This is a genomic window from Cupriavidus sp. PET2-C1, from assembly GCF_054515855.1.
In genome coordinates, this window is record NZ_CM137260.1 from 2,918,720 (window position 1) to 2,944,978 (window position 26,259).

Below are 26,259 nucleotides of genomic sequence, written 5' to 3' on the forward strand. Positions count from 1 at the left end.
TCTGGCCGCGGCACCAGAAGGGAGCCGCGGCCGACCAAAGGGTGTGCCAAAGTGCTGGGCGAGGCTATCCGAGGACATCGAGGACCGCGAAAGACGCGACAGCCTCCGCGATCAGCCGTGTCCTTTCGGTGTCATAGAGTTCAGCGCGAACGAACGCCACACGGCCGCCAACCCGGGATACATTCGCTTCAACCAGAAAGTCTCCGACCCGCGCCGGCGCCTGCATGTTTACAGTGAGGCTGATTGTGGCGCATGTCTTTGCCGGCGGCAGCTTGGACAGGACGGCAAACGCCATGCCAAAGTCCAGCATTGACGTGAGCGTTCCACCCGCAATGACGCCATTTCCCTGGACGGAATGGACGCTAGCGGAGAAACGTAGCGTGACGGCGCCTGGGCTGCCATGAGCAAACACCGTCTGCAGTGCGTCCAGTGCAGGATTGGTCCGCAGCGGAACGTTGCGTCGTGCGGACGCAATGAGTTCGTGAATCAGAACGCGGTCCGCATTGTCCGTGACCACCTCGGTATCAAGCATCGTGGTCACGTTGGGCGACACAGCGTTGGCGTTGCGAACCCAGCCCTTCGATGCTGGCTTCCATGACGTCACCCTCCTGGAGGAACCGGTTGTGGTGCGTGCCGTTGCCTGCAGGGGAACCAGTACAAATAATGTCCCCTGGAAGCAGCCTAGTGTACCGGGAAATGTACTCGATCTGACGCTCGATCCCGAAAAGCATGTCTGCCGTCGTCTCGTCTTGCATGACTTTGCCGGAGACCGTCAGGCGCATGGAGAGCTGATGTGGGTCGGGCACGCAGTGGCGTGGTACCAGGTAGGGCCCCATAGGGAGAAAGCCTGGCTGCCCCTTGGACCGAAGCCAGTCGGTGCCAAGCATCTTGTAGTCGGTGCGGGCAATCAGATCCCGTGCTGAGATGTCATTGACGATCGTGAACCCTGCGACGTGTTCCCAAGTGCGTTCCAACGGAATGCGGTAACCGCCGCGGCCGATGACAACCGCCAGTTCTAGTTCCCAGTCGGGTTGGCTGGTTGTCCGCGGCAGCATCAGGTCGTCAAAGGGGCCGGATACGGCCGAAACCGGCTTGGTGAAGACATAGGGTTCGCCGTTGGCCAGACGGTCGTCCATCATCTTTTCTGCCCAGGCACGCAAGCCTGCTTCGTCTAGGCCTTCCGGACCCACTTTCATGTCGATGGTCAGATCCACCACGTGCTTGCGATAGTTCGCACCAGTACAGAAGATCTGACGGGGCAAGTCGACCGGAGCCCATGTCTCGACATTGTCTAGCGACAGCCATGGCGCGGTCTCTGGCAGATCGGAGACGACGCTATTCAGGACAGGCAGCAGTGTGTCCCAGTCGTCCAGTAAGCCGAGTACGCTTCTTCCTGCGAACACGTTTGCCGATGCGTTGTATCTGGACAGCTCACTGAGCGGCAGAACTCGCTGGTTTACCACTACGCCAGCGAAACGGGGCCCTTGATCATGAGAGAACGTCCCAAGCGCGTAATTTTTCATGCGTTGTCCTGCGAGGAGTTTGGCAACAGAGACTCGTCCACCATGGTTTCATACGACTCGTGCGAACCAGGCAGACCGAGAGACTTTCGATGTGCGATCAAGAGGGCGACACCGGTTTCGGCCGGGCGCAGCGTCGTGGGCACTGCATCAACCATGGCTTGGGCGGCAGCCTCGGGGAGGCCAGAGGTTGTCAGCACCTCGCGGGCCCACCCGGTGTTCTGGACGAGGGCAATACGTGCCTTCTCAATATCTTGCAGCCAGACCGCGACATGCGGGCGTGCCGCCTTGTTGCCGCGGCGAATGACGACACCCTGGCCCGGGAAAACCGGGTAGTGCTGCTGAATCGCTGCCACAGCCGACAGCCCTTTGGTGACCGCGACGGAATCGAATGGCGGACCCAGGAGCGTTGCTTCGCCCTGACGCTCCAGTAACGCATCAAACCGCTCCTTCACGCCGCCAACGGGGGTGAGCCGGTAGTCGGATTCATCCAGCCCATGGTCCTTCAGCATCGCTCTGAGGGCGACCACAAAACCATTGTCCGGCGAGTCGACGAGTATGTTGGAGCCGGCCAATGCGCCGATCTGGTTGATGTTCGGTTGAGCCACGAGCGTAAGGGGCGTCGTTGATTCAATCTGCGCGACGATGCAGAAGTCACGCGGACCCGGGCGCTGGTTCCAGGCTAGAACGTTGTCCATGGCGGTGACAACGACGTCCACTTCGCCAGCCACTAGCGCGTCGTACTGAGCGTCCGATGAAGTGTTTCGAATGGCCTGCAATGTGCTCTGCTGGGCCGCCGGCATGGCGGCAGCGATGGCTGCAAGCGCCGGCGTAACGAACCACATGGCTCGCAAGGTTTGTGTCTCCATCGCATCCTCTTTGTTCTGAACTCCTGCACATTAAAGGACGATGCGTATCGTTTTGTCAAGATGAGGATACACGCTCTTGGTGGCGACTCCGTGAAATCCAGAGGTTGACAGCGATCCATCTGAGCGACCATCATACAATACGATACGACTCGTAAAGGATTGATGATGAACTCAATGTCGGATATGGAAGCAGTGTCGCAACGTCAACACGCCCAACCCGTGCGTCGGATTGTGACGGGCGAGAACGCACAAGGTAAGTCGTGTTTCATTTCAGACGGGCCAACCCCGAATGTTGTGATGAGACCGGGTCTACCGATCGCTCAGGTGGTATGGATCACGGGAGAGGGGCGGGCGCCTGGCGAGGAGCCGGCGCCTCCTGGGCACGACTGCGGCTTTCATTCGAAGGGCGGCTCGCTGCTGCGTATCGTCGACTTTCCGCCTGACGCCACGTACGACGAGAATGAGCTGCGCCAGTTCCTGGACAAGAATGGTGTGCGAGATAAGGACGAAAATGCACGCCACATCTGGTTCCATAAGACGGCATCGCTTGACTACGCTTTCGTTCTTGAGGGCGAGATCTGGGCACTGATGGATGACGGCGAAAAGCTCATGGTGGCAGGCGACGTCCTCATCCAGCGTGCCACAAATCACAGTTGGGCTAACCGCTCCGACAGGCCGTGCCGTATGGCGTTCGTGCTGCTGGACCTGGTAGAAGGGGAGCCGCTATGAAGAAGGTCATTATCACGTGTGCGGTCACGGGTGGCGCTCATACACCGTCGATGTCCGATTATCTGCCTGTCACCCCGGGGCAGATTGCGTCTCAATCGCTGGAGGCAATCGAAGCCGGGGCGTCCATTGTGCATTTGCACGCGCGGAATCCGGAAAATGGCCGTCCCACCGGGGATCCGGCAATCTTCCGCCAGTTCGTCGGAGCGATCAAAGACGCATCTGATGCGGTCATCAACATTTCGACAGGAGGTGGCGGTCCCACCATGCCGATCGAGGAGCGAGCGCAGGCTGGGGTGGAGCTGCGCCCGGAGATGTGTTCGCTCAATATGGGTTCTCTGAACCTCGTTCTGTCTGAAATGGCAGAGCGCAAGCGCGAGTGGAAGTACGATTGGGAGGAGCCGTTCCTGCGCGGCACGAAAGGTCTCGTCTTCCGCAACACGTACGACGATATCGAATGGATTCTTGAGAAGATCGGAAATACAGGCGGCACCCGGTTCGAGTTCGAATGCTATGACATCGGGCACCTCTACACGCTGCAGTACTTCCTGGAGCGTGGGTTGGTAAAGCCACCGCTATTCATTCAATCGGTATTTGGTTTGCGTGGTGGCATTGGCGCGCACGCGGAAGATTTGCTTCATCAGAAGCGGACCGCCGACAGACTGTTCGGGGATGCATACCACTGGTCGGTGTTGGCCGCGGGGCGGCATCAGATGCCCATCGCAACGATGTCGAGCTTGATGGGCGGGAATGTACGAGTCGGGTTGGAGGATAGCCTCTACATCGGCCGTGGCCAGCTCGCGCAATCCAATACAGATCAGGTCCGGAAGATCCGGCGTATCCTCGAGGAACTCGGGATGGAGATAGCAGCGCCTGACGACGTCCGCGAAATGCTGGGACTGAAAGGTCCCAATGATGTGAACTTCTAAGGGAGTCGGGAGAGCCAAGGCGGCGCATGCACCGCCTTGGCTCGTCAGGCAATTGAAGTAGGATTCAGGCTGCCGGCCGCTTCGAGGTCGCCTTGTGCGACGTGCGAGGTCGTGTCGCCCGCTTCGCGCCATCCTCAAGGAGCTTCAGATCTACGCCAAGAAGCGAAAATGCGTAGCTGATGTGGTCGTTGGCGAAATCGTCATCAAGTGGGCCATGGCCGAGGAGCAGGCGCATGTAGACGGGACCGTACAGCAGATCGCTCAAGGTCTCGATATGCGTGGGGACAGGGATACTTGATTCCTGGCGCCAAGCCTCGAGCGTTTCACGGACGACTGCGCGGCGTCCATAGTGAAACCGCTCTCGAAACTCCCTGAGTACCGACGGGTCCGATTGCCCCTCGCCAATGATCTGTGCAACGATCCTTCCCGACCAGCCAGCGTACTCGTGAATCAGCGAGCGAAGATGCTGCGCGATTGCTGCACCGGGCGGTAGATCGCGGCGCATAGGCGTCTTGACGATGTGATGCTCCATGAAGGCGTCGATGACCACCAAAGCCTTTGAATCCCACCAGCGGTAGATTGTTGCCTTGCCAACCCCCGCTTCACGCGCAATACCTTCGATGGTAATGGACTGGACGCTTTGCGTTTCGAGCAGACGGATTGTCGCTGCGAGAATCTCCGTGCGCGTCGCTTCACTTCGCGGTCGACCCACGCTTCTTCGAACGATGGTTGCGGATGCGGTCATGATTGGGGTGTCCCTGGAGCACGTCGTGTCGTAGATATTCGGCAATTATAAGTCAAGTCGTCTCATAATACGTTGCCGCCGTGCGTCCCTGGCGAGGGATGCACGGCATCGGCTTAGTGCGGAGCTTGGTCCGGAGCGCCAGGGCCGCTGAAAGCTCCCCCGCTACGCTCCGAACGTTCAGCTTGTTACATGAACGGCTTGCGCTCTTCCGGCCACCAGAGGTCCGGTTGGGGCTGACCAAAGCGGTTACGCAACGTACCGATGCCACCAACCTCAAGCTCGACAACGTCGCCCGGCTGAAGCTTGCGCCCAAGTTCCAGGGCGGATCCGCCGCCCATCGTGCCAGAGCCGATGACATCGCCCGGCTCCAGCTGTTCCCCAAGGCTCGACCAGGCTATCAGTTCTTCGACGGTCCAAAGCTTGTTGGCGCTGGTGCCTTTCCCCCAAATTTCTCCGTTGACCCGGACTTCCATCGGGATGGCATCGAGATCTGGGAATTCATCAATTGTGGTAATCCACGGGCCGATACCATAGGCGAAGTCCTTGCATTTGGTCGGCCCCATCTGGATTGGCATCTCGATAGCCTGTCGGTCTCGGGCGCTGAAATCGTTGAAGATCGTGATGCCGAACAGGTAATCGCGCGCACTTTCGGGTCGCAGATTGCCGCCTCGGCGGCCAATGACGTAGCCCAGTTCCAGCTCGTAGTCCATGTGCTCAATATAGCCAGGCCACGGAACTTCGGCCTCATGACCAATGACAGTGTGAGGGGTGCCCTTGAAGTAGCCCGGAACTTGCAGAAGGCTTGGGGTCGGCGCATGGCCGATCTTCTCGTGGAAGCCCTTGATGTGACCAATAAAGGTGAGGCCGTCGCGGACGACCGAGGGGTCCGATGCCGGCAGCCAGCTTACACTTCCCAAATCGACCGACGCCTCGTCCCTGCGCTCGGCATCGACGGCTCGCGCCGCTTGCAGGAACGTATCGCCCAGAGCGATCGCAGCCGACATGCTCTGGGGAAAAAGTGCCTCGGCGAGGCGATTCGCCGCCTCCAGCGTTGCGCCGTTGCTGCGTAAAGCCAGGCTCTTTGCCTTCTTCAGATCAATCACGCGTCCTTCTTCGGGAAGGACAAGTACGAGACGGGCCACATTGCCGTCAGGACCTTGAACACCAATTCGGCCAAGCTTCATTCTTCAGACTCCTAGAGGATGGTGTAGGCGCTTTGCGCAAAGTAGGTGCGCTGCGCCGGATGGGGATAGGTCTATAATCTATACGATACGTATCGTTTGTCAATAGGCAGGGTTTGTCCCTACGCGACTGGCTGTGGGCTTACCCTTGTAGTTGCTGCGAGATGGAAATAATATGATGCTATACGTTTCGTTTCGAAATTGAAGTTTGTGAGGTGTTTGGCGAGCTTTGCACCGATCGACTAGACCACGGAGAAATCGATGGGATATGACGCGGGCACCTGGACCTTTGTCTGCCGGCTCAGCGACTTGCAGGTTGGTGGCGCTCGTGGTGTAGGGGGCGAGGACAAGGGGCAAGATCAAGCATTCGTCGTGCGCGCAGACAGCGGCTTGTACGCCTATGTCAATTCATGCCCGCACTGGCCGATGTCGCCATTGCCCTGGCGGAAGGATGAGTACTTGGATGCCGCCAGGCGGTTCATCGCATGTCATGGTCATGGCGCACGGTTCAACATCAGCGACGGTCTGTGCGTCGCGGGACCGTGCGTCGGCATGCGGCTGACTGCGCTACCGTTGAGACTGGAAGGGGATCGAATCTGCGTTTTGCTGCAACGAGCGCTTTTTGAACGGCCGGGCAGCTAGGGAGCCACTATGGGCGTGTCGCACTTTGCATAAATTAAATACGATACGGTACGTATAAAATACTTTTAGGTGTTGGTGTGTCGTGGCCGGACTGCCTGGCTGCGCAAAACAAGACATATTCGGAGGAGACAACCATGAAGATCAAAGGCATCAGTCTGGCGTGCACAGTCGCGGCATGCTGTTACACCCATACCGCGAGTGCGCTTGAAAACGGCACGACAAGCTACCCGAGCGGACTCATGACGGTAATGAGTGGCCTGCTCGGAGATCCGGGGACCTACGCATACAGCTACAACAAATTTCAGAGCATCCGCTCCTTACGCGGCGGGAATGGAGAGGCATCGCCTCCCGGTGTTGACGGGAGCCTTCAGGCCCACGCGATTCGCATGGTCCATGTTTTTGAGGAACCCGTATTGGGGGGCAATCTGGCCCTGCAGGCCGCAATTCCATATGTCGACGGAACACTGAATTTTTCGTCGTTCGGGTTCTCGAGCGGCGGGCGGGGGGTCGGTGATCCGATGTTTGGTGTACTGCTTGGCTGGAAGTCTCCGGCACTGTTCCAGACAGTTGAGCTTGATCTTGTGCCGCGCACGGGATCCTACGACAAGAATCGGGCGTTTAACCCGGGGAACAATGCAAACACCGTCTACCTGGCGTACTCGTTTACGTGGTTCCCCGTCAGAGAGCTTGAAGTGAGTTCCAAGATCAACCTGAACATCAGCGGGGAAAACCCCGCGACCGATTATCGGTCTGGGGTTCAATTAGTCGCTGACTACGGCATCAACTACCACATCGGCAAGATATGGCTGGTCGGAATTGGCGGCTATCTGGCGACACAGCTAACCGACGACAAACAGAATGGGGCTGCGGCGTTTGGCGATGGCCATCGCACCAAGTCGATCACCGTAGGTCCCCAAGTCGGATTCGGCACCCCGCAATGGGGCGCTTTCCTGAGTTGGCAACGTAGCGTTTACAGCCGAAATGCCGCAAGCACCGACACGGTCTGGTTGAACGGCTATGTGAAGTTCTGAAGCGCTCTTGCGCTAGACCTCGAAGAGCGCCGCGGTGAGGTCTAGCGCATAGCGCCATCAATTTTCTCGACTAGCTGACCTCGAGGGCGCGTCGAGGAACTGCCACAAACTCTGGGGGATGGTCTATGGCGTCCAGAAATCGTGAAAGCCCGTTGCTGCAGATCGAGACAGTCGCCGAGTTGACCAGAGGATGAAAGAGAAAGTGGGAAGCCGGCTTCAGCGTAAGAGCCACGGTCGAGCCGACGACGCCATCGTGCGCCGGCTCGATCCGGATTCGGAGCAATGGGATCTCTAATTCAAGGCGAGCCGGTAGGCTCGCCAGTTACCGGGTAACGGGCGAGTGCTCCCATATTCTGTCACGTGGATAAGCACGGGATATCCGCATGCCCAAGCTCAAACAGAAGATCTCCGGAGGCTTCCGCGTCATACATGGGCTGCAGGCGTTTTGCACCATCCGCTCTTACCTCGCCACGCTGCGCAAGCAGCAGCGTGAGCTCTTCACGGCGTTGACCTGCACCTTCTTTGGCTGCCCAACTTCGCCTATCCCCGGCTGCTGAATAGTTACGGTTATGCTTTGACGGGGCCCCGCATCCCTGCATCGCCAGCGGGATGTACTGAGGCTGAGACTAGATCCCGTCCCGTCGGGACTATTCGGCGGAAATGGAGGCGCGCTTGATCAGGATGAGACTTTTGCTGATCTCGCTTTTGATTGCTTGCGAAGCAACCGCAGGTGTGCTGCCTACCGGCACGAAGCCCTGTGCACTAAGTACTTCCCGGGCGGAAGGTGTCGCGAGCACTTTTCCGACTTCGGCTTGTAGTTTTTCGGTGATTGCAGGAGGCAGGCCGGCTGGCCCGATTAAGGCCACCCAGGCTTCATAGTCGTAGTCTGTGACGCCGGCCTCCCCCAGCGTCGGCACGTTTGGTAAGCTCTCGGCGCGGCGCGTGGTGGTGACGCCCAGCGCAACCAGCTTACCTGCCTTGATCTGCGGCAGTGCGGAAGGAATACCTAGGAACGCCATCTGGATCTGCCCGCCCATCAGGTCAGTCATCATGGTGCTGACGCCACGGTACGGCACATGAAGCATTCTTACCCCGGTCTTGTCGAGGAACATCTCCGCGGCCAGATGCAATATGGTGCCCTTACCGGAAGAACCGAAGCTGATACCGCCAGGCTTGGCTTTAGCCGCAGCCACGAGATCCTGCACGGCTTTGTAGGGGGAGTTGCCACCTACCACCATGACCATTGGGGAGGTACCTACGATGGATATCGGGGTGATGTCCTTGATCGAGTCATAGGGAAGATGCTTATAGAGGCCAGGGTTCGTGGCGTGGTTCGAGGATACGATGGCGATGGTGTATCCGTCCGGGGCGGCAGTGGCTAGCTGCCGTGTGCCGGGGATGCCAGCAGCGCCCGCGTTGTTCTCCACATAGATGGGTTGGCCCAGCCGCTTGCCCAGCCCCTCTGCAACGGTACGGGCCACCATGTCTGCGGTCGAGCCCGGTGAATGCGGCACGATCATCTTGATTGGCTTGCTTGGGTAATTGTCCGCGGCGTGAGATGGCAAGGTGCAGCAGGCCAACGCAAAGGCGACGGCAACGCGAGCAGTGGCTCGCAGTAGGATGGGATGCATGGTTGTCTCCATTTGCAGTTGTTGTAGGCTGATGAGGGTCTGCTGCCCTTGCCGTACTAGCACCAGGGAAAGCGCTAGCTGTTTGCACCGCGTTGTTCGATCGTTTAGCCGATGCGCTCAAGGCTAGTCTTGTGCTGCCGGGCGCGTTGTACGTAGTCGAGGGCATTCGCTCGCAGCCCTGCGATATCGGCCTCGCTAAGCTGCCTCACGGCCTTGGCCGGGGCGCCCAGTATTAGCGAGTTGTCCGGAAAGACCTTCCCCTCGGTGACAACCGCGCCAGCGCCAACTAGGCAGTTGCGGCCGAAAACCACTCCGTTCAGCACTACGGCCTGGATGCCGATCAGGGTGCCGTCACCCACCGTGCAGCCGTGGAGCATGGCCTGATGCCCCACTGTCACATGGCTTCCTAGTGTGAGTGGAAAGCCTGTGTCGGTGTGCAGAACTGCGCCTTCCTGTACATTACTGCCCGGGCCAATATCGATGATTTCGTTGTCTCCGCGTAGCACGGCTTGCGGCCAAATGCTGCTGTCTTCGCGTAGAGTAACCTTGCCGAGGACTGTAGCGGCGTCGGCCACGTAGCAGCCTTCGTGGATGGTCGGCGTGTGGTTGCCATAACGGTAGATTGTCATGCTCGTCTCCTTGCCTTTGGCTGGATGGTGAACTCAGGCAGCATCGGCAGTGTAAGCCGACGCGTCGCCCAGCTTTGCCACACCGGAAGCAACAAGCTCGCGCAGTTGCGCTTCGCTATAGCCGAGGCCGAGTAGAACCTCGCCGGTGTTCTCACCAATCGTCGGGATTGCCCGGCGTGGCAGCAAACGACTGCCATCTAGGGAGAACGGCAGTAGCGGCATCGGCGTAGTGGAGCCATCGTCTAGCATCAGGTCTGCGAGGCCGCCACTGGTGAGTAGATGCGGATCGTTAAAGAGTTCCTCGGGCCGGCGGATGGCAGCAAAGGGTATCTTGGCGGCCTCAAGTCGCGAGGCCAGCGTGGTGACATCGGTCTCACGTAAGGCTCCTGCCACGATGGGCAAGATGCGCTCACGGGCTAGGACACGCTGATTGTTGGTCGCCAGGGTCCCGTCGGCCAGCAAAGCGCCGAGTCCGAGCAAGTCGCATAGCGACTTCCACTGGCCATCGCCAGTCGCCGCCAAGAACATTTGCTCGCCGCCGGCCAACTGGAATACGTCGTACACGGCCCAAGCGTTGATACGCTCCGGCATCGGCGCCGCGGGCCGGCCAGTTACGGCGAACTGCTGCATATGCTGGGCGCATAGCAAAACGCAGTTCTCGAACAGCGCGCTCTGGACTTCCTTGCCGACACCGCTGTGCTCGCGCGCGTAGAGCGCGGCTAGGGCACCAATGGCGCCGAACATGCCACCCATGATGTCATTGACCGAGCTGCCTGCACGCAACGGCCGGCCCACTGGTCCAGTCATGTAGGCTAGGCCGGCCATCATCTGCACCACCTCGTCAAGCGCCAGCCTATCCTCGTAAGGGCCGCTAAGGAATCCCTTGTGCGACACATGGATCAAACGCGGGTTCTCTTGATGTAGCGTGGCGTAGTCAAGCCCCAACTCGGCCATGCGGCCGGGCTTAAAGTTCTCGATAAAGACGTCGGCGGTAGCCACAAGTCGCTGCAGCGCCTCGCGACCGGCCGGCTGATCTAGGTCGAGCGACAAGCTTTTCTTGTTGCGATTGAAGGTGCGGAAGAAGCCCGCGCCGGCGCCAAGCAGGCGGCGCGTACCGTCGCCCCGCGGCGGCTCGATCTTGATGACCTCGGCACCGAGGTCGCCCAGGATCATCCCGCAAGTGGGTCCCATCACCATGTGCGACATCTCAACCACACGGATTCCCTCAAGCGGCAGCCTGGCGGGATCGGCCTCAGTGTCGACCACCGGTTTAGGCGCGGGCTCGCTTGCTACCCCGTCGTGCAGCACGTCTGCGAAGTTCTTCGGAAGACCGCTGCGCGCGATGTGGCCGTGCAACGGCTCGCCTGGCAGGTACTCCTCCAGAAGAGCGCGAGAAGCGACCAGCCGGCTAATGTCGATCCCAGTGGAATACCCCATACTTTCCAACATGAAGACCAGATCTTCGGTCGTGACATTGCCCGATGCGCCCGGCGCAGCCGGGCAGCCGCCAAGCCCCGCGAGCGAGGCGTCAAATTCGCGAATGCCGTGCTGCATCGCAACAATGGTGTTGGCCAGGCCCATGCCGAGCGTGTCGTGGAAATGCAGGGCCATGGGCATCTCGCCCACCACTGCCCGCACGGCGTCGATGAGCCTCCCCACCTGGCCCGGCGTAGCGTAGCCGGTGGTGTCGCCCAGGGAGAGCATGTCGCATCCGGCTGCGACCGACAGCCGCGTGATCTCGCACACGTCGGCAGTCGGGACGTGACCCTGGCGCGTGCAGCCAAATGCGGTCGACAAGCCGGCGATTAAAGTCGTTGTAGCGCCGCGAGGATCGCCGTCCAGCAACTCACGTATGCTGCGGAATTCGTCGATCATTTGCCGGGGTGTCTTGCGGACATTGGCCAAGCTGTGTTCGATACTGACGGAGATCGGGACAACGATGCGGTGCGCTCCAGCCGTCACTGCCATTTCTGCGCCGCGCAAATTGGGCACGAGCGCCGTAATCACCAGCCCTGGCAGGGAGCGCGCGTGCGCGATCACTTCAGCTGCGTCCGCCATCTGCGGCAGAAGCCTCGGCGATACAAAGGAAGCCACCTCCATATGCCGTACGCCTGCGTCGTAGGCGGCGTCAATCCACTTTTGCTTGCCAATCGTCGGCATGGTCCGCACGACAGCCTGCAAGCCGTCGCGCAGACCAACTTCATTCACGACAACGGTGTTTCCTTGAACGGCCATGCCTAGTCTCCTGATGCATTTCTTTGAGACTCGAGGCTAACCGGGCGTGCCTACTAGGGGAAAGACGTGGTTGGCGAGCGAGTCCATCGCGGTTCGCGATGGTGGCTATCCCGCCCGGTCAGGGCAAGGAGGGGGTGGGGGAGGAAGGCGCGGGGACGCGTGCCAGCAAATGATCAAAAAGCTTGCGCGCTGCCAGCGAGAGTGAATCTGTATTGCGCACGCATATCACGAATTGGCCGGTTGCCCAAGCGTCGCTAAGGGGAATGGCGCGCAGGCCATACATTTCGGCATAACGCCCTACGGCTTCAATCGGCAGGATGCCGAGTCCCAGCCCGGCTTGGATTAGGCGGTAGGCGCCGTCTATCGTCGATACATGGGTACGGATTCGGAGGGTGCGGCCTTTCTCGGCTGCGAGGCGGGTCATCAACGTGTGCAGCGAGGTAGTCGATGAGAGACCAAGCTGATCGTAATCAAGGGTGTCCTCAAAGCACAATGTGTGGCTGGCGGTCAGCGGATGATGCGCATTGACCACTACGGCGAGATGATCTGCGCGATAGGGGATAGTCTCGAGATCACCGGTTGCCACATAACTGCGGCAGATCCCGAGGTCGGCATTACCCTCCGCTACGCTGCGGACGACATCAGGGCTGATGCGCTCTTCGAGGTCCACCTGGATGCCGGGGTTCTGCTGGAGGAAGCTGTTCAGTTCCTCCGGCAGGAATTCAACCATGGAAGAAACGTTGGCGAGCATGCGGACATGACCACGCACACCATCGGCGTACTCGCCCAACTCGGCATGCAGGCGTTCAATGTCGCGCATGATCTGGCGTGCATGGCGCAGCAATGCTTCTCCCGCCGGCGTTGGCGTTACGCCGCGTTGACTGCGGATTAGCAAAGGGGTGTGAAAGCCGTCTTCAATATCGGCGATGCGTTTGCTGACCGCGGAGGGGGCGATAAATTCTCGCTCGCTGGCGCGGGCGATGGTGCCCTCTTCGCAAACCGCGATAAAAAGGCGAAGAGAGGTAGGATCAACTTGCCACATGTACAAACGGCTCGGAATTGGGTGGAATTTGGCATCTACGGTATGTTACTTTGCCACACCCGAGCGAAGTGCCCGGATTCACCCTATGGCGTCAGCCCGGCGCGCGGTCTCCCCGGCCTGCAGGCAGGAAGCGACCGGCGGCTTTGGCCGAGAACTGGCAACAGGCCGGGGCGGGGGGGGGGCACGGACGGGGCGACAAGGAGAAGGGGGGCGAAGAGGGGCGACGGAGCTGTAGACTGACGGACCTATGTGCTTACCAGGGACCGCTGCACGGGCAAGCAACACACAACGCAATCGGCGGGAATATCGGGCGGCATCACAATAGCAATACTCCGCCCTGGCTGCCCGACCGCGAAGCGGTCCTCACGCACACGTATAGTTAGCCTCATCCTTCATTGCAAACAAATACCGAAGTAAGCATTTGGTTATTCCGGGGGATAGAGGTATACATATGTGTAAGCTTTGGAATAACCTACTATCCTCAATTGAGGATCTCCAAACATTTTTTAAGGAAACATATCCTCCCTTTAGAGTTGCTAGGGACAGCCGAAGGCCCCCTGGCACGCATAGCTCAGGGAGCCTTCCATCGCCAAAACTGCAGCAATTCCGACAGTCATTCGAGCCACGCGCTATCTTCGCCCGCGTGCTGGTCGTCTCAACTCTTCCCCCACAGAGACCAGTATCCCCCCATCGCTGTCGTATCTAGCCGACCAATGGAGCGGTCACCACCGAAGCCTCCCAGGCGGGGAGGGCGGCCCTAGCGTCGGGCGGCTCGTGCTCAGCCGACGTGTGACATGAGTGTATAGGGTAGCGGAGGCGTCATGGCTTAGCTTGCTTTGTCATATCAAGCGCCGTAGTACGCCAGAAGAAATATAAAGCGAGTACCTACGTGCGAGAGGATGGTCCCAATACGTTTGCTAGCATTGCGTAATGCTAGGTGCCACGCGAGCTTTGCGTGTAACCATCAAGCGCTGACTTGGTATGAGGCTGTTTCCCATAGGTATAGAAGACAGCCAATTGCATTCGGATAATAATTTCGCCATCATGAAATAATCTGGCCAGCAGCCTCCACGCTAGCTTGCCTGCTTTATGGGGCGGACTTCCATGCCGCGACCACTACCTGATCCGACGCCACCGTCGCGCGCGACGATTCGCACCATTCACCAACTGGGTGACCGCATTCGAGCACGCCCTGCGTGTGATGGACGGGCTGGATTTGACGATGCTGCCTGCTCATCGTGCAGCAGCACCAGTGCCAGGATCTCGACCATCTCCCGGTCACCACCGACCCGCTTGAGCAAGATGGACTGCAAGCGCCGGAAGCCCTCCGGCAGCTCGGCGAACGGCGCGCCATTGCGCAAGGCCCCCGGCTTGCGCTGCAGCACCGCCAGGTAGTGGCGCCAGTCGTAGAGGGTTCGGCCCGGGCAGTGGCTGCGGTTGATGTGTCGACTATGCTCCGCAATCACCTGGCCCTCGGCCACGAACACCAGGCGCGAGGCATACACGCGCAGGCTGATGGGTCGGTTGGCAAACAAGGCCGGCACGCTGTACCGGTTGCGCTCACCGCGCGTTCGATCTCGTCAAGAAACATGCGCTTGCGCGTACGGCGATTGCTCAGGTCCAGGCCAAGGTCGGTTTGTTTCATGCACCTATTGTCGCTGGAAACTACGTTCATGATGCGTCCCCGCAGGCGAATGAGTTAGCACCCTCCCTAGCAGGCTGTTGAAAAGCACTCCGTCACGAAGGGCGCAGCGCAGATCCAGGTGCTGTCGGTCCTGGCGACCACGTCGTGGCCCAGGGCGGCGAGGCGCGAGATGGTATCGGCAGGAAAACCGGGTTCCAGCACCAACTGCCGCCCCGGCCCGACCTTGAAGCGGGGTGCGTCGACGATGGCCTGCGGGCTCTGCGCGTAGTCGTCCAGGCGCACCATCATCTGGACGTGGCCGATTGCGCAGTCCGTATCGCCGATCAACGGCCCGACTTCGGCAAACGCCAGTTTGATGGCCTCGATCTGGAGATGCAGCGAGGCCGCCCAGTCGGCCGGAATGCGCGCGACATCGTGATGCGCGAGCACGCCCGGCGCAAAAAGCGCCACCGCGCCCTGGCCGTTTGGCGGCAACTCGCTTACCTGTAGCGCGCCGTACAGCGCCTGTATGGCATCGACCCACTCGGGTGCGTGCAGGCGTAAGTCTTCGGCGCTAAGTACACCGCCTGTTTCGCGGGCGAACGCGGTGAATCGCCTGGCGGTCTCGCCGGTGTAGAAGTCCTTGCCGTTGGTGCGCGCCACGCGTTCGAGCGTCTGCGCAAGGGTCGGCTGCAGGAACAGCGCCCCGGCCACGGGCGCTGCGCCGCCGGGGAGAAACACGGCCTCGAAGCCCGGCTGGCTGCGCAGTTTGGGAACCTGTTCCCGCCACTTCTGCGCGACTCTGGGAGAGACGTGGAAGCGACGCTCTGGCGGATTCGAGGCCGCGTTCTAACCATCAGTTATGTGGTGTGGCATTGAGCAGAGCCCCCTCGGTTGCCGCGGGCGTGAGTCTCGGTGCCAGCTTCCCGACGAACTCGTATAGATGACGTGGCCAGTAGGCAACTGCCGGTCGCACGGCAGGTCACGGCTTCAACCTCAAATACTCAACTCAGATTGTTGTCGAATGTGACAAGGCAAGAAAGAGCTTGCCATCCTCTACAGCATGCCGCTTGACGTGCGGCGGACGGCGACTCGTGTCGCACTTGAAACAGCTTATTAGCCAGCCTGTGCCGCTACCGGCGTCCGCTTGGCGCTCAGGCCGCGCCGGATGATTTCCGCTACCTGGTCAACGTCCTCGAGAGTATTGAACATAGCGAATGAGATACGAATGCCGTCGCGTTCTGGCGATACGCGTACTTGGTTACGGGCAAGGTAGTCCACCCACTCGTCGACCGGCAGGTCCAACACATAGATATGCGTTCGGTGCTGACGTGTGCGCGGCCCGACAAGCCGGATACCAAGCTCGTCGAGGTGTCCAATCAGGCGGTCGCCCAGCGACAGAACGTGCTCTTCAATTTTTGCGACACCGACACCGCCGATGAGGTCGATGGCTGCACTCAATGCATGCAGGTCCGGCAGGTTCAGGTTGCCTATCTCAAATCGACCAGCATCCTTGCGAAGCTCCAGGTCTTCAGTACGTGCGATGTAGTCGGCAGGTGGGTTGGCCAACCCGGACATTGCCAAGTAGGCGGGTTGCAGTTCGTCGAGACCACTCTTGACATACATGATACCGAGGCCTTGCGGCACGAGTAGACCCTTGTGGGTGCCTGCTGCCAGTACGGAGATGCCAAGCTTCTTTACATCCACTGGAATAACACCGACTGACTGCATGGCATCCACGACCAGGTAGATGCCGCGTTGCTTGCATAGCTCGCCAATGCTGGCAATGTCATGTCGATGTCCGGCATGGAACGTCACATGAGACAGCGAGATGACCTTGGTTCGTGCGTCGACATGCGGTGCGAACGTCTCAGCTGTCGCAACCTCTGCCGTCAACTTGATGAAACGTACCTCAACACCTTTGCGCTTCAGATTTAGCCACGCATAGGCATTATTCGGGTGATCGCCTTCAATCATCAGGACATTGTCGCCGGCGGATAGCGGTACAGCGTTCGCCGCGATGTTCAGACCTTCAGATGTATTCTTTGTGAACGCTATTTCGCTAGGGAGCGCGTTCAGAAACTTGGCAACATGTTGGCGCGTCTGTTCGGCGCGCTTAAGCCACACCGGCTTCGGACCTGCCGTGTCGTGGCCTTCCGAGTAGAAGTCGTGTAACGCGGCGCGTACGCTGGTTGCCAGTGGTGTTTGGTGTGCAGAATCTAGGTAGAGCATCCGCTTTGTAATGGGAAACTCGCCCCGAACGTTGGAAAGGTCGAATTGATTGGTCATGGTCACATTCTCGATATTTAATGGATAGGATGCGTTACTTCATGCAGCTTTCTTGTCGCACGAACAAGGAGTACGGAGGGGAGATTTGCATTTGTAAATGGCTTCCGCCGTGAGGATTTCGCCTTTCGATATGCGTTCTTCATAGGAGGTGTCCGGTGTGTTCGGAATTTGCGCGTCTTCGGGCGAAGAATCGGGAAACTGTTGACCGGTTTACCCGTAGACCTCCCGGCTTGCATGTCGTAGTGACTCAAGGACGGTTGAGATGGCAGGGTCGCTGCTGCTACCTGCGCGGATGGCGGCATCGACCTTCCGCGTCATTGTGGGGGATAGCCTCTTGACACAGAGTTCTCCACGTCGCCGTTGGGTGAGGAGTCGCGGCAGGACAGAAACAGAACAGCCACTCGCTACCATGGCAAGGGTGACTTCGACATTGCGACAGCTGCTGTTCACCGACGGCTCGAAACCTGCGGCTCTACATGCAGTGACAATCGCTTGGTAGTAGGCGCTCGTGTGAGCGTTGAGTGCCCAGTTCTCCGAGGCGAGGTCGCAAAGTTGGACCGTACGCGATGTCGAGAGTCTGTGGCCAGAAGGTAGAATCGCGTAGAGCTCATCAGTAAAGAGATAGTGCCGCTCAATGCTACCTACGTCGGTAGGGGCTGACATGAACATATCGTCGATGAGTGCCAAGTCTATGCGCCATGAACGCAGTGCCGCTAGTCCTTCGGCAGGCTCGAAGTCATGCAGATGTATGTTTAAAGCGGGATGCTTATCCCTTAGGTCAGTGACGATACGCGGCATCAGCGAAACGGCCGTCGACGAGAATGCTGCAATCTTGACAGTGCCTGAAAGGACCCCATGCATGCGTGAGAGCTCTGCATCGGCCTCCTCCAATACCGCGAAGACACGATCGGCGTACGCGACCAGATTCTTTCCTGCAGGCGTTAGTCGAACGCCTCTGCCGTAACGCTCTATTAGCGCCACTCCTGCTTCGTGCTCGAGATTTGAAAGTTGCTGCGAAACTGCCGATGCCGTGATGCAGACAGCGTCCGCCACGGCACTCATGGTCTGGCGTTGCGATAGCTCACGCAGAAGCCGTAGCTTTCCAACATCAAGCATTTTCAGGCTCCATGGCGGTGCGTGCGCACTCGGTGTGTGAATACGTATCCCCCAATTTGGCGAAACGCTTAAGATTAGCTTCACTGCTGCCTAACTTTTTATAACTGGACGCCCCGCGCTGGGGCCTCTTTAATGAGGCTATAGATTCGCAAAATGATGGGGCGGAGCAGAAGATCTGTGTTGCTCTCCTCGTGGCATCAAGAATGCCAGGCGCGAAGAATTTTCTGCAATCAGAGGTGAATTCATGCATCGAGTTGTAATAGTTGGCGGCGGCGCAGGAGGTCTGGAGCTTGCGACAAAATTGGGCGATACACTTGGCAAACGGCGGCAAGCGCATATCACATTGGTGGACAAGTGCCCTACGCACGTTTGGAAGCCTTTGCTCCATGAAGTTGCGGCCGGAAGTCTCGACCCCGCGACCAATCACCTCGAATACGCGGCGCAGGCGCACTGGCACAACTTCACCTTCGCTCGCTGGGAACTCGTTGGCCTTGACCGAGGCAGGCGTTCGATTCGTCTCGCGGCGGTGCCCGACGTGGACGGTGGCGATGAGCCTCTCTTTCCAGCACGAGAGCTCGAATATGACACTCTGGTTTTGGCCGTAGGTAGCACGACACATTTCTTTGGCATTGCCGGTGCTGAGGAGCATGCCATCTCTCTCGATTCTGTGTGGCAGGCGGAGCGCTTCCGACGTCGGCTGTTGCGGAAGTGCGCGCAGAAGAGTGACAGCAGGGCACGAGGTGTAGTAAGCCCGGTCAAGGTCGTCATCATCGGCGCTGGCGCGACGGGTGTGGAACTCGCTGCGGAGCTCAAGAAAACGGCAAAGGCCTTTCGCGACTTCAGGCTGCATGGCGCGGACGAAAGATGCGACATCCACATTACCCTGGTCGAGGCCGGGACGCGGATATTGCCAGCCCTGTCCGAACGCGTATCGGAGGCGACGGCGCGCCTGTTGCGCGGACTTGGTGTTGACATCATGACCGGCGATTCTGTGATGGAGGTTCATGGAGACCGCGTCTCAACACGGGGTGGGGCAACGTTTCCCGCTGACATCACGGTGTGGGCTGCCGGTATCAAGGGTCCAGCTGTCATGGAACTCCTGGACGGTCTTGCGTTGAACCGACTAGTACAACTGAACGTCACCACATCGCTTCAGAGCGAAACCGATCCGAACGTATTCGCCCTTGGCGATTGCGCGAGCTGCTTGTGGGAAAAGGGGCGGTTCGTTCCACCCAGAGCGCAGGCTGCCCATCAACAGGCTTCGTTTATGGTGAATGCCATTAAGTGCAGGATTCGTGGGGACGCGCTGCCTACGTTCAGTTATCGGGACCTCGGTTCACTCGTGTCGGTTGGCAGCTCCGGAGCGGTTGGCAATCTCATGGGCGGCCTCGTCGGCCGGAGCATGCTGGTGGAAGGATTGATGGCCAGGGCAATGTATGCGTCGCTGTACCGGATGCATCTATCCACCATTTCCGGATATCGGCGCATGCTCTTGGACCTGATGGCCCACCGGTTGCGACGCTTCTTGGCACCGCGGGTGAAGCTTCACTGAACACAGTCTCCTGGTTGGGGCAATCCAGCTCCAATCAGGTCAATCCTTGCTGCCCTTCAGGCTTGCAATGTGGGCGACTTTGGGACCGTCCTCTGCAATCAATTTCTTGAATTCAGCTATTGAGGCTGAGGGTGCGGGCTCCATGCCTTGTGTCGCAAGTTGCTGCTTCACGTTCGGGTCGGCCAAAGCACGCTGGCTTGCGTGGAACAGCTTGTTGACAATGGCGGTTGGTAGGTTCGCCGGGCCATAGAGCCCGTACCAGAACGTGTAGCTATAGCCCTTGATGCCAGCTTCTTGGACCGAAGGGATTTCCGGGTAGAGGCTCGACCGCCGCGATGAGGTGACCGCCAGCGGCTGTAGTTTTCCCGCCTTAATCATTGGCAGAACGGAAGGCGGCGTTGCAAACGTCACGGCCGTATCGCCCGATAGAGTCGCTAGAACACCGGGTGCGCCACCTCTATATGGCACGTGAAAGAGCTTCGCCCCGGTTACGCTGTCGAAGTACACCGCGGCTTGGTGCGTTACGGTGCCGTTGCCGGCAGACGCGTAGGCGACCTTATCGGGGGCCGCCTTAGCCTTCTTGATTAGGTCGGCGATGGTGTTGATGCCAGAGCTCTTATTGGCGACGATGACCAGCGGCGAACTAACCCATCGCGTGACGGGCGTGAAGTCCTTATTTCCATCATATGAGATGTCCGGATACAGTACTTTATCTAAGCCATGCAGGTTCATGCCGCCCAGGTAGAGCGTGTAGCCATCCGGGGTCGCGCGTGCAATGAAGGTAGAGGCAATTGTTGTTGCACCGCCGGCCTTGTTGTCGATGACGACGGCTTGCCCCAACTCCTTGGAAAGCTTCTCCGAAATCGTACGAGCTACGGCGTCAGCGGCACCACCGGGCGGGAAGGGGACGACAAGGCGAATGGGCTTGCTCGGCCAGCTATCCTGGGCCACAGCTAGGCCCGCAATTCCCATCAAGGCGGCGGGAAGAATTCTTTTGACTAGTGCTCTCATGCTGCTCTCCGTGGGAATGTGCGGGCTGTCGGTCCCGAACGAGGGCTACGACACCTCCTGCTTCATTCCTAAGGAATAGTAGAGAGGGCTTCAGGAAAGAAAAAGACGATAATTTCTGACTGTAAGGGTAATTAAATCTTACGATAGATGGTGGTGTTAACGAAGTTCAACTCATCGTCGAATGGCCACGTTCGCTCTGTCGCCATTTATTCCAACGACACTAGGGTGCCGTCAGGGCCGCTTCCGGCGGGACTGCTGCCTCGAGAGCTGTCAGTACTGCTCTGACCGCCGGACGTTGAGCTGCTCCCTTTGGTAATGCGACGAAGATTCGTCGGTTGAGAATTGGCCGGATGGGAATCGTGGAGAATTCTGGGTCATTTCTTATCGTTTTTAGGGCGAGTTGAGGAAGCACCGACACCGCGTAACCGGTGCGGACCATCTCAAGGGTTGCTGCCATATTCCTGCAACTGCTCATGACACGCGGCGAAAAGCCGGCAGCGTGGAACGCGTTAAGCAGGAACGTATGATACGTCACAGCAGACTGGTTCAATGCCCAGCGTTCATGCGCGAGTTCAGAGAGCTGGATGGAACGCTTCCCAGCAAACTTGTGGTCAGCGGCCACCACCGCCTCGAAATGGTCCGTGCATAACGGGTGGAACTCGAGTAGCGCAGCGAGGTTGCCGGCACTGACCAGGTCGTCCACGACAGCGAGGTCCATTTTCTTGGATGCGGCTGCCTTCAGACCATCGGCAGGCTCGAGTTCAAGGATGGTCACACTCAGTTGAGGGTGCTCTTTGGCCAGGCTGGCTATGGCCTGTGGCACCACGCTGGATGCCAGTGAACCGAACGCAGCCAATCGTATTTCACCGGTCACTTGCGAGTTGGCCGCGGCCAGTTCCGCTTCGATGTCCTCGACCATTTCGAAGAGTTCTGCCGCTCGGGCAACTAGACGCCGGCCTGCCGGCGTCAATTCAACACTGCGTCCGGATCGTTCGAAAAGAGTCGTAGCGAGCTCTTGCTCAAGCAGCGCTAGCTGTTGTGAAACTGCAGGACGGGTTAGTTGCATGGCATCAGCGACGGCGGAAATCGTTCCGAGCACTGATAGCTCGTGAAGAAGATGCAAGCGGCCAAGGTGAAGCATGGTTCTCTCAGAGGATGCGAGGCCCTGGGTAACTAACGTTTACCCTAGGAAGACGAATACGACAAAAAAATTTTCGCGTTAAAACGGTCCACTTTGGTGCGTCTGTCCAGCATCGAAACACGCACATCCCGTTCGCAGTTTTCCCCGTTTTTGCTGCGCCGCGACAAAGTGTTCCCCAGAAACCCACAGCCAGCAAGCCTATGCAGCGCATACCGTAACGCGTTCCATCCCGCCCGAGCGGACCGTGCTCCAGAGGCAAGTTCATGCGACGCATCAATTCTTGCACCCAGGCTGGGCATTCCAGCAGTCCAAAAATGTGCAAGTAAAAGAGTAATCAAAAATTACGCTTGGCGTCAAATATAGTCGTCTTTTTTTTCCTTTTCCAGAAAACTATAGTTTGTTCACCAGGCAGAAAACTCATAGGCGAACGACGAAATGCTGCGACACGCGGGTGCTTGGACCGGCCTGCTGCGCTTATGAGTCTGGAGTTCGGTCTCTCAAGTTTTTCGGAGGTTTCAACAAATGAAGGTCGCTTTCATCGGTGTGGGTCGCATGGGCTCGCGTATGGCAAATCGTCTTATCGACGCCGGCCATGAGGTTCACGTCTTCGACCCGAATCAGCAAGCGGTACAGGAGCTTGTCGCCAAGGGCGCCATTGCAGCCAGCAAGCCCGCTGAAGCAGCGGAAGGCGCGGAACGGGTGCTGCTAAGCCTGCCCAGCCCAAAGACCCTGCGTGACGCGGTGACCGGAGGCACAGGTGTTCTCAAGACGATTCCGAGCGGCGCCATCATCATCGATTTCAGTACGGTCGACCCGGCTACGACGAAACACATCGCCGCCACTTGTGCGAAGCAGAACGTTGAATTCCTCGATGCACCTGTGAGCGGCGGGGTCCTTGGTGCGGCGAATGGCAAGCTAGTCATCATGATTGGCGGCAAAGCTGACGTCATTGAGCAGGCGCGCCCCGTGCTGGACGTGCTGGCTACTCGCATCGTGCACTGCGGCGACACCGGCGCCGGCCAATTGACGAAGCTCAGCCACAACCTGCTGACCGCAATCAACACCGTCGCCTTGGGCGAAGTGCTGGCCGCGAGCGTGAAGGCTGGGGCCAACCTCGCAGTGTTGTGTGATGTGTTTGGCGCAGGCCTGGCCGGCAGCAAGATGCTGGACTACTTGCCCAAGACGCTGTTCACCGAAGAGCGTCCGGCGAACTTCGCCATTGACCTCATGCACAAGGACATCACTCTGTGCCTGGAGGAGTTCTCGAACCTCCCGATGCCCCTCGGACAGCTCGTACGCCAGACGTACAACGCCGCGCGAGCCAAGGGCCTGGGCGGCAAGGATTCCACTAGCGTCAACGAACTCTATGAAGAGCTGCTGGGCGTGCGCCTGAGCCTGCCCGCAGCCAACCAATAAGCACTGTCAAGTGAACGAGGATTCCCGTGAATAGCCCCGCTGCAACGAATCAACCCGAAATCGTCATTCCGGCTGCCGGCAAGACCGGCCTCCTGGTAAATGGTGAATGGACTACCCCGGCAAAAGGCCGCACGCTGGATGTTGAGAATCCGTGCCGCCGCACCGTTATCGCCACCATCGGCGCAAGCGACGCCGAGGACGTAAATTTCGCTGTGGCCGCAGCCGCAGCCGCGTTCCCGAAGTGGCGTCGGCTGGCATCGCGCTCGCGTGGCGCCTTGCTCACCGAGCTGGGCAATCGTATTACCGCCAACGTGGAAGAAATCGCCCGCGTTCTGGCGGCTGAGACCGGCAACGCGCTGCGCACGCAGAGCCGCCCTGAAGTTCAAAGCGCAGCCGAAGTACTCCGATACTATGGAGGCGTGGTCGCCGAGCAAAAAGGCGAGACCTTGCCTCTGGGCCCTGGCCTGTTCAGCTACACGACGCGCGAACCGCTGGGTGTCGTCGGCGCAATCATCCCATGGAACTCGCCGCTGGTCTTGGCCGCAGTGAAGATTGGCATGGCGCTGGGCACCGGCAACACGCTGGTGCTGAAGCCCGCGGAAGACGCACCCCTGGCCGTGCTGAAGGTTGCGGAACTCGCCGCCGACCTGTTCCCGGTGGGCGTCTTCAATGTGGTGACCGGCACCGGCATTGAAGCTGGCGCACCCTTGTCGGCACATCCTAACGTGGCGAAAGTCTCCTTCACTGGGTCGCTGGAAGTCGGTCAGTTGGTGGCTCACGCTGTCGCAGACCGCATTGGACACGCCACCCTGGAACTCGGCGGCAAGAGCCCTTGCATCGTGTACCCGGACGCTGCCACGCCTGAACACATTGATGCCACCGTGAACGGCATCATCGCCGCCATGCGATTCGCGCGCCAAGGGCAGTCTTGCACCGCCGGCTCCCGCCTCTACGTCCACAAGGACGTGTTCGAGTCGGTCATGGGCAAGGTCGTGCAGAAGGTCAATGACCTGCGCATCGGTGACGCGCTGGACGAGAGCACCGACATCGGGGCAATCATCAATGCGGAGCGCTACCGAGAAGTCCGGAGCTTCATCCTGGAGGCCGTTGATGCAGGCGCCACGACGCTGACGGGCTCGGTTCCGCCGACGGTCGAGGACGCGAAGGGCTTCTTCCCTGGCCCTGTCATCTTCACTGGTGTGGACAACAGCTGGCGCGTGGCACGCGAGGAAGTGTTCGGCCCGGTCTTGGTCGCCATTCCTTGGTCAACAGAAGAGGAGGTTCTGACGTGGGCCAATGACACGGTGTATGGCCTGGCAGCCTACGTATTCACCAACGACCTGACAACAGCCCTGCGCGTTACCGAGAAGATTGACGCGGGTTGGCTCCAGGTCAACCGCGCCGGTGGCCAGATTCCTGGGATGTCGTATGGCGGTGCCAAGCAAAGCGGCATTGGCGCTGAGTACTCGATTGAGGGTGCGCTGGAAAGCTACACCGCACGTAAGAGCGTGACCATCAACGTTTAACCGTAGTAGCCGTTGGCCGGTGTTCTGCCATTACAACGCCGGCCAACGAGCATAAAGAAAGTCCACGAAGCGGAGTTTGGTATGACTGCACACATTTCAACTGCATCGCCTCACGTCGGAAGCCGAAAGGAACGATCGGCCTCGACTAAGGCGGCCCTCGGCTCGTTCATCGGCACGACTGTCGAATGGTACGACTATTTCCTGTACGGGACTGCGGCGGCGCTGGTCTTCCCCAAAGTCTTCTTCAATGGGCTTTCCCCAGAATTTGCGACCTTCGCCTCGATGGCGTCGTTTGCAGTTGCCTTCATCATCCGTCCGCTGGGCGGCATGGTCATTGGCCACTTTGGCGACCAAATGGGTCGCAAGAAGCTGCTTGTGTTCACGTTGGTGCTGATGGGCCTGTGCACCGCCGCCATTGGTGTGCTGCCGTCTTTCGAGTCAGCCGGCTACTGGGGCCCGGGTCTCCTCATTCTCCTGCGAGTCCTGCAAGGCTTCGCGCTCGGCGGTGAGTGGGGTGGTGCAGCACTGATGTCCGTCGAACACGCACCGGAGGGGCGTCGCGGACTCTTTGGCAGCACTATGCAGATGGGCGTCCCAGCGGGCCTGCTTGTTTCCTCTGGCGCATTCGCCCTGGTCTCGTCTTTGCCAGATGCGCAGTTTTACGCCTGGGGATGGCGCCTGCCGTTTCTGTTCAGTCTCGCACTCCTCGTTGTTGGCATGTACATCCGGCTTCAGGTAAGCGAGCCGCCGGCATTCGAGAAACTCGCTGAAAAAGGCGAAGTCTGCAAAGTGCCGCTTAAGGAAGTCTGGGCGAATGAGAAGAAGAAGACCCTTGTAATGGTCTTCTTCCAGAGCGTAGCAAACGTCGGCTACTTCCTTATCACGGTTTATGCGCTGACCTACATAACGCAAACGTTGCACCTGCCTCGGAGCCTCGCTTCCACGGCGCTTTTGGTCGGCGCCGCTGTCGACCTGTTCATGCAGCCCGTCTTCGGTGCGCTCTCGGACAAAATCGGTCGGCTGAAGGTGTACGGCTTCGGTACGCTCTTCCTTGGTGTCTACGCGTTTCCTCTGTTCTGGCTCCTGAACACTGGCAATCCGGTACTGATTGTTCTCGCCATTACGCTCGGGCTCGGCATCGGTCACGCCGCTACGGGCTCGCTGCACGGGGTCATCTACGCGGAGCAGTATCCGACACGGTATCGCTTCAGTGGTGCCTCAACGGCCTATCAACTGTCGGGGATTATCTCCAGCGCTCCCACTCCGCTTATCGCCGCTTGGTTGGTTGCGCAAACGGGTAGCTCCCATGCCGTGTCGTGGTTCGTTGTGGTGGCTGCTGTCATTTCGATGATTTGCATCTTCCTCGCGAAAGAAACGTATCGCGACCCGATTGACGCTTGAGGA

Annotated in this window: 23 protein-coding genes and 2 pseudogenes; 9 read left to right on the forward strand and 16 right to left on the reverse strand. The window is 59.1% G+C overall.

Annotated features, from left to right (window positions below; genetic code table 11):
- Nucleotides 1-64 precede the first annotated feature (64 nt).
- From ACX12D_RS32995 to ACX12D_RS33005, 3 genes are read right to left on the reverse strand one after another with little or no spacing between them, the layout of a single operon-like run.
- A complete protein-coding gene (locus ACX12D_RS32995) occupies nt 65-532 on the reverse strand; it encodes a PaaI family thioesterase (RefSeq protein WP_459375161.1) in 468 nt (155 codons plus the stop codon).
- Entirely contained in the window at nt 525-1,523 is a 999-nt protein-coding gene (locus ACX12D_RS33000; protein WP_459375162.1) for a fumarylacetoacetate hydrolase family protein, read from the reverse strand. Before ACX12D_RS33000 ends, ACX12D_RS32995 begins: the two co-directional genes overlap by 8 nt.
- Nucleotides 1,520-2,389, reverse strand: a complete 870-nt coding sequence (locus tag ACX12D_RS33005; protein ID WP_459375163.1) for an ABC transporter substrate-binding protein — start codon at nt 2,387-2,389, stop codon at nt 1,520-1,522. The genes ACX12D_RS33000 and ACX12D_RS33005 overlap by 4 nt, the downstream gene beginning before the upstream one ends.
- A gap of 174 nt (nt 2,390-2,563) precedes the next feature.
- Between ACX12D_RS33005 and ACX12D_RS33010 the strand changes: the two genes are divergently transcribed.
- Together ACX12D_RS33010 and ACX12D_RS33015 are read left to right on the forward strand one after the other, a co-directional pair.
- A complete protein-coding gene (locus ACX12D_RS33010) occupies nt 2,564-3,118 on the forward strand; it encodes a cupin domain-containing protein (protein ID WP_459375164.1) in 555 nt (184 codons plus the stop codon).
- Nucleotides 3,115-4,044, forward strand: a complete 930-nt coding sequence (locus tag ACX12D_RS33015) for a beta-keto acid cleavage family enzyme (protein ID WP_459375165.1) — start codon at nt 3,115-3,117, stop codon at nt 4,042-4,044. Before ACX12D_RS33010 ends, ACX12D_RS33015 begins: the two co-directional genes overlap by 4 nt.
- Before the next feature lie 64 nt (nt 4,045-4,108).
- Here the strand turns inward: ACX12D_RS33015 and ACX12D_RS33020 are convergent, their stop codons facing one another.
- Nucleotides 4,109-4,789, reverse strand: a complete 681-nt coding sequence (locus tag ACX12D_RS33020) for a TetR/AcrR family transcriptional regulator (protein WP_459375166.1) — start codon at nt 4,787-4,789, stop codon at nt 4,109-4,111.
- A gap of 185 nt (nt 4,790-4,974) precedes the next feature.
- Nucleotides 4,975-5,973 carry a fumarylacetoacetate hydrolase family protein gene (locus tag ACX12D_RS33025; RefSeq protein WP_459375167.1) on the reverse strand — a complete coding sequence of 333 codons (999 nt, stop codon included), beginning with the start codon at nt 5,971-5,973 and terminating at the stop codon, nt 4,975-4,977.
- Nucleotides 5,974-6,231: 258 nt separating this feature from the next.
- Here ACX12D_RS33025 and ACX12D_RS33030 point away from each other — a divergent pair, with 258 nt between their 5' ends.
- The 3 genes from ACX12D_RS33030 (at nt 6,232) to ACX12D_RS33040 (ending at nt 8,200) form a co-directional block, all read left to right on the forward strand.
- Complete coding sequence (locus ACX12D_RS33030) at nt 6,232-6,612, forward strand: Rieske (2Fe-2S) protein (RefSeq protein WP_459375168.1); 381 nt, start codon at nt 6,232-6,234, stop codon at nt 6,610-6,612.
- Nucleotides 6,613-6,746: 134 nt separating this feature from the next.
- Entirely contained in the window at nt 6,747-7,643 is an 897-nt protein-coding gene (locus tag ACX12D_RS33035; RefSeq protein ID WP_459375169.1) for a SphA family protein, read from the forward strand.
- 383 nt (nt 7,644-8,026) lie between these two features.
- The gene (locus ACX12D_RS33040) at nt 8,027-8,200 is read left to right on the forward strand and encodes a hypothetical protein (protein WP_459375170.1); all 174 of its coding nucleotides are present in this window, start codon (nt 8,027-8,029) and stop codon (nt 8,198-8,200) included.
- Nucleotides 8,201-8,290: 90 nt separating this feature from the next.
- Here the strand turns inward: ACX12D_RS33040 and ACX12D_RS33045 are convergent, their stop codons facing one another.
- From ACX12D_RS33045 to ACX12D_RS33085, 9 genes and pseudogenes are all read right to left on the reverse strand, one after another.
- Nucleotides 8,291-9,274, reverse strand: a complete 984-nt coding sequence (locus ACX12D_RS33045; RefSeq protein ID WP_459375171.1) for a Bug family tripartite tricarboxylate transporter substrate binding protein — start codon at nt 9,272-9,274, stop codon at nt 8,291-8,293.
- 104 nt (nt 9,275-9,378) lie between these two features.
- On the reverse strand, nt 9,379-9,903 hold the full coding sequence (locus tag ACX12D_RS33050; protein ID WP_459375172.1) for a gamma carbonic anhydrase family protein: 525 nt from the start codon (nt 9,901-9,903) through the stop codon (nt 9,379-9,381).
- A 33-nt stretch (nt 9,904-9,936) separates the two neighbouring features.
- On the reverse strand, nt 9,937-11,169 hold the full coding sequence (locus ACX12D_RS33055; RefSeq protein ID WP_459376598.1) for a CaiB/BaiF CoA transferase family protein: 1,233 nt from the start codon (nt 11,167-11,169) through the stop codon (nt 9,937-9,939).
- Nucleotides 11,170-11,334: 165 nt separating this feature from the next.
- Nucleotides 11,335-12,138 (reverse strand): annotated as a pseudogene (locus ACX12D_RS33060) (hydroxymethylglutaryl-CoA lyase); the annotation flags it as partial.
- A gap of 118 nt (nt 12,139-12,256) precedes the next feature.
- The gene (locus ACX12D_RS33065; protein ID WP_459375173.1) at nt 12,257-13,180 is read right to left on the reverse strand and encodes a LysR family transcriptional regulator; all 924 of its coding nucleotides are present in this window, start codon (nt 13,178-13,180) and stop codon (nt 12,257-12,259) included.
- A gap of 1,226 nt (nt 13,181-14,406) precedes the next feature.
- A pseudogene (locus ACX12D_RS33070) lies at nt 14,407-14,742 on the reverse strand (Mu transposase domain-containing protein); the annotation flags it as partial.
- A gap of 149 nt (nt 14,743-14,891) precedes the next feature.
- Complete coding sequence (locus ACX12D_RS33075) at nt 14,892-15,572, reverse strand: gamma-glutamyltransferase (RefSeq protein ID WP_459376599.1); 681 nt, start codon at nt 15,570-15,572, stop codon at nt 14,892-14,894.
- A gap of 348 nt (nt 15,573-15,920) precedes the next feature.
- The gene (locus tag ACX12D_RS33080) at nt 15,921-17,093 is read right to left on the reverse strand and encodes an aminotransferase class V-fold PLP-dependent enzyme (RefSeq protein ID WP_459375174.1); all 1,173 of its coding nucleotides are present in this window, start codon (nt 17,091-17,093) and stop codon (nt 15,921-15,923) included.
- 210 nt (nt 17,094-17,303) lie between these two features.
- Nucleotides 17,304-18,209: a LysR substrate-binding domain-containing protein gene (locus tag ACX12D_RS33085; RefSeq protein WP_459375175.1), complete on the reverse strand. Its 906-nt coding sequence runs from the start codon at nt 18,207-18,209 to the stop codon at nt 17,304-17,306.
- 244 nt (nt 18,210-18,453) lie between these two features.
- On the opposite strand from ACX12D_RS33085, the gene ACX12D_RS33090 reads away from it, so the two are divergent.
- On the forward strand, nt 18,454-19,761 hold the full coding sequence (locus ACX12D_RS33090; RefSeq protein ID WP_459375176.1) for an NAD(P)/FAD-dependent oxidoreductase: 1,308 nt from the start codon (nt 18,454-18,456) through the stop codon (nt 19,759-19,761).
- Nucleotides 19,762-19,800: 39 nt separating this feature from the next.
- Here the strand turns inward: ACX12D_RS33090 and ACX12D_RS33095 are convergent, their stop codons facing one another.
- Together ACX12D_RS33095 and ACX12D_RS33100 are read right to left on the reverse strand one after the other, a co-directional pair.
- Entirely contained in the window at nt 19,801-20,772 is a 972-nt protein-coding gene (locus ACX12D_RS33095) for a Bug family tripartite tricarboxylate transporter substrate binding protein (RefSeq protein WP_459375177.1), read from the reverse strand.
- A gap of 220 nt (nt 20,773-20,992) precedes the next feature.
- Entirely contained in the window at nt 20,993-21,913 is a 921-nt protein-coding gene (locus ACX12D_RS33100) for a LysR family transcriptional regulator (RefSeq protein ID WP_459375178.1), read from the reverse strand.
- A gap of 522 nt (nt 21,914-22,435) precedes the next feature.
- Between ACX12D_RS33100 and ACX12D_RS33105 the strand changes: the two genes are divergently transcribed.
- From ACX12D_RS33105 to ACX12D_RS33115, 3 genes are all read left to right on the forward strand, one after another.
- Nucleotides 22,436-23,329, forward strand: a complete 894-nt coding sequence (locus ACX12D_RS33105) for an NAD(P)-dependent oxidoreductase (RefSeq protein ID WP_459375179.1) — start codon at nt 22,436-22,438, stop codon at nt 23,327-23,329.
- A 26-nt stretch (nt 23,330-23,355) separates the two neighbouring features.
- A complete protein-coding gene (locus ACX12D_RS33110; protein WP_459375180.1) occupies nt 23,356-24,855 on the forward strand; it encodes an aldehyde dehydrogenase family protein in 1,500 nt (499 codons plus the stop codon).
- An 81-nt stretch (nt 24,856-24,936) separates the two neighbouring features.
- On the forward strand, nt 24,937-26,256 hold the full coding sequence (locus tag ACX12D_RS33115; RefSeq protein WP_459375181.1) for an MFS transporter: 1,320 nt from the start codon (nt 24,937-24,939) through the stop codon (nt 26,254-26,256).
- Nucleotides 26,257-26,259 lie beyond the last annotated feature (3 nt).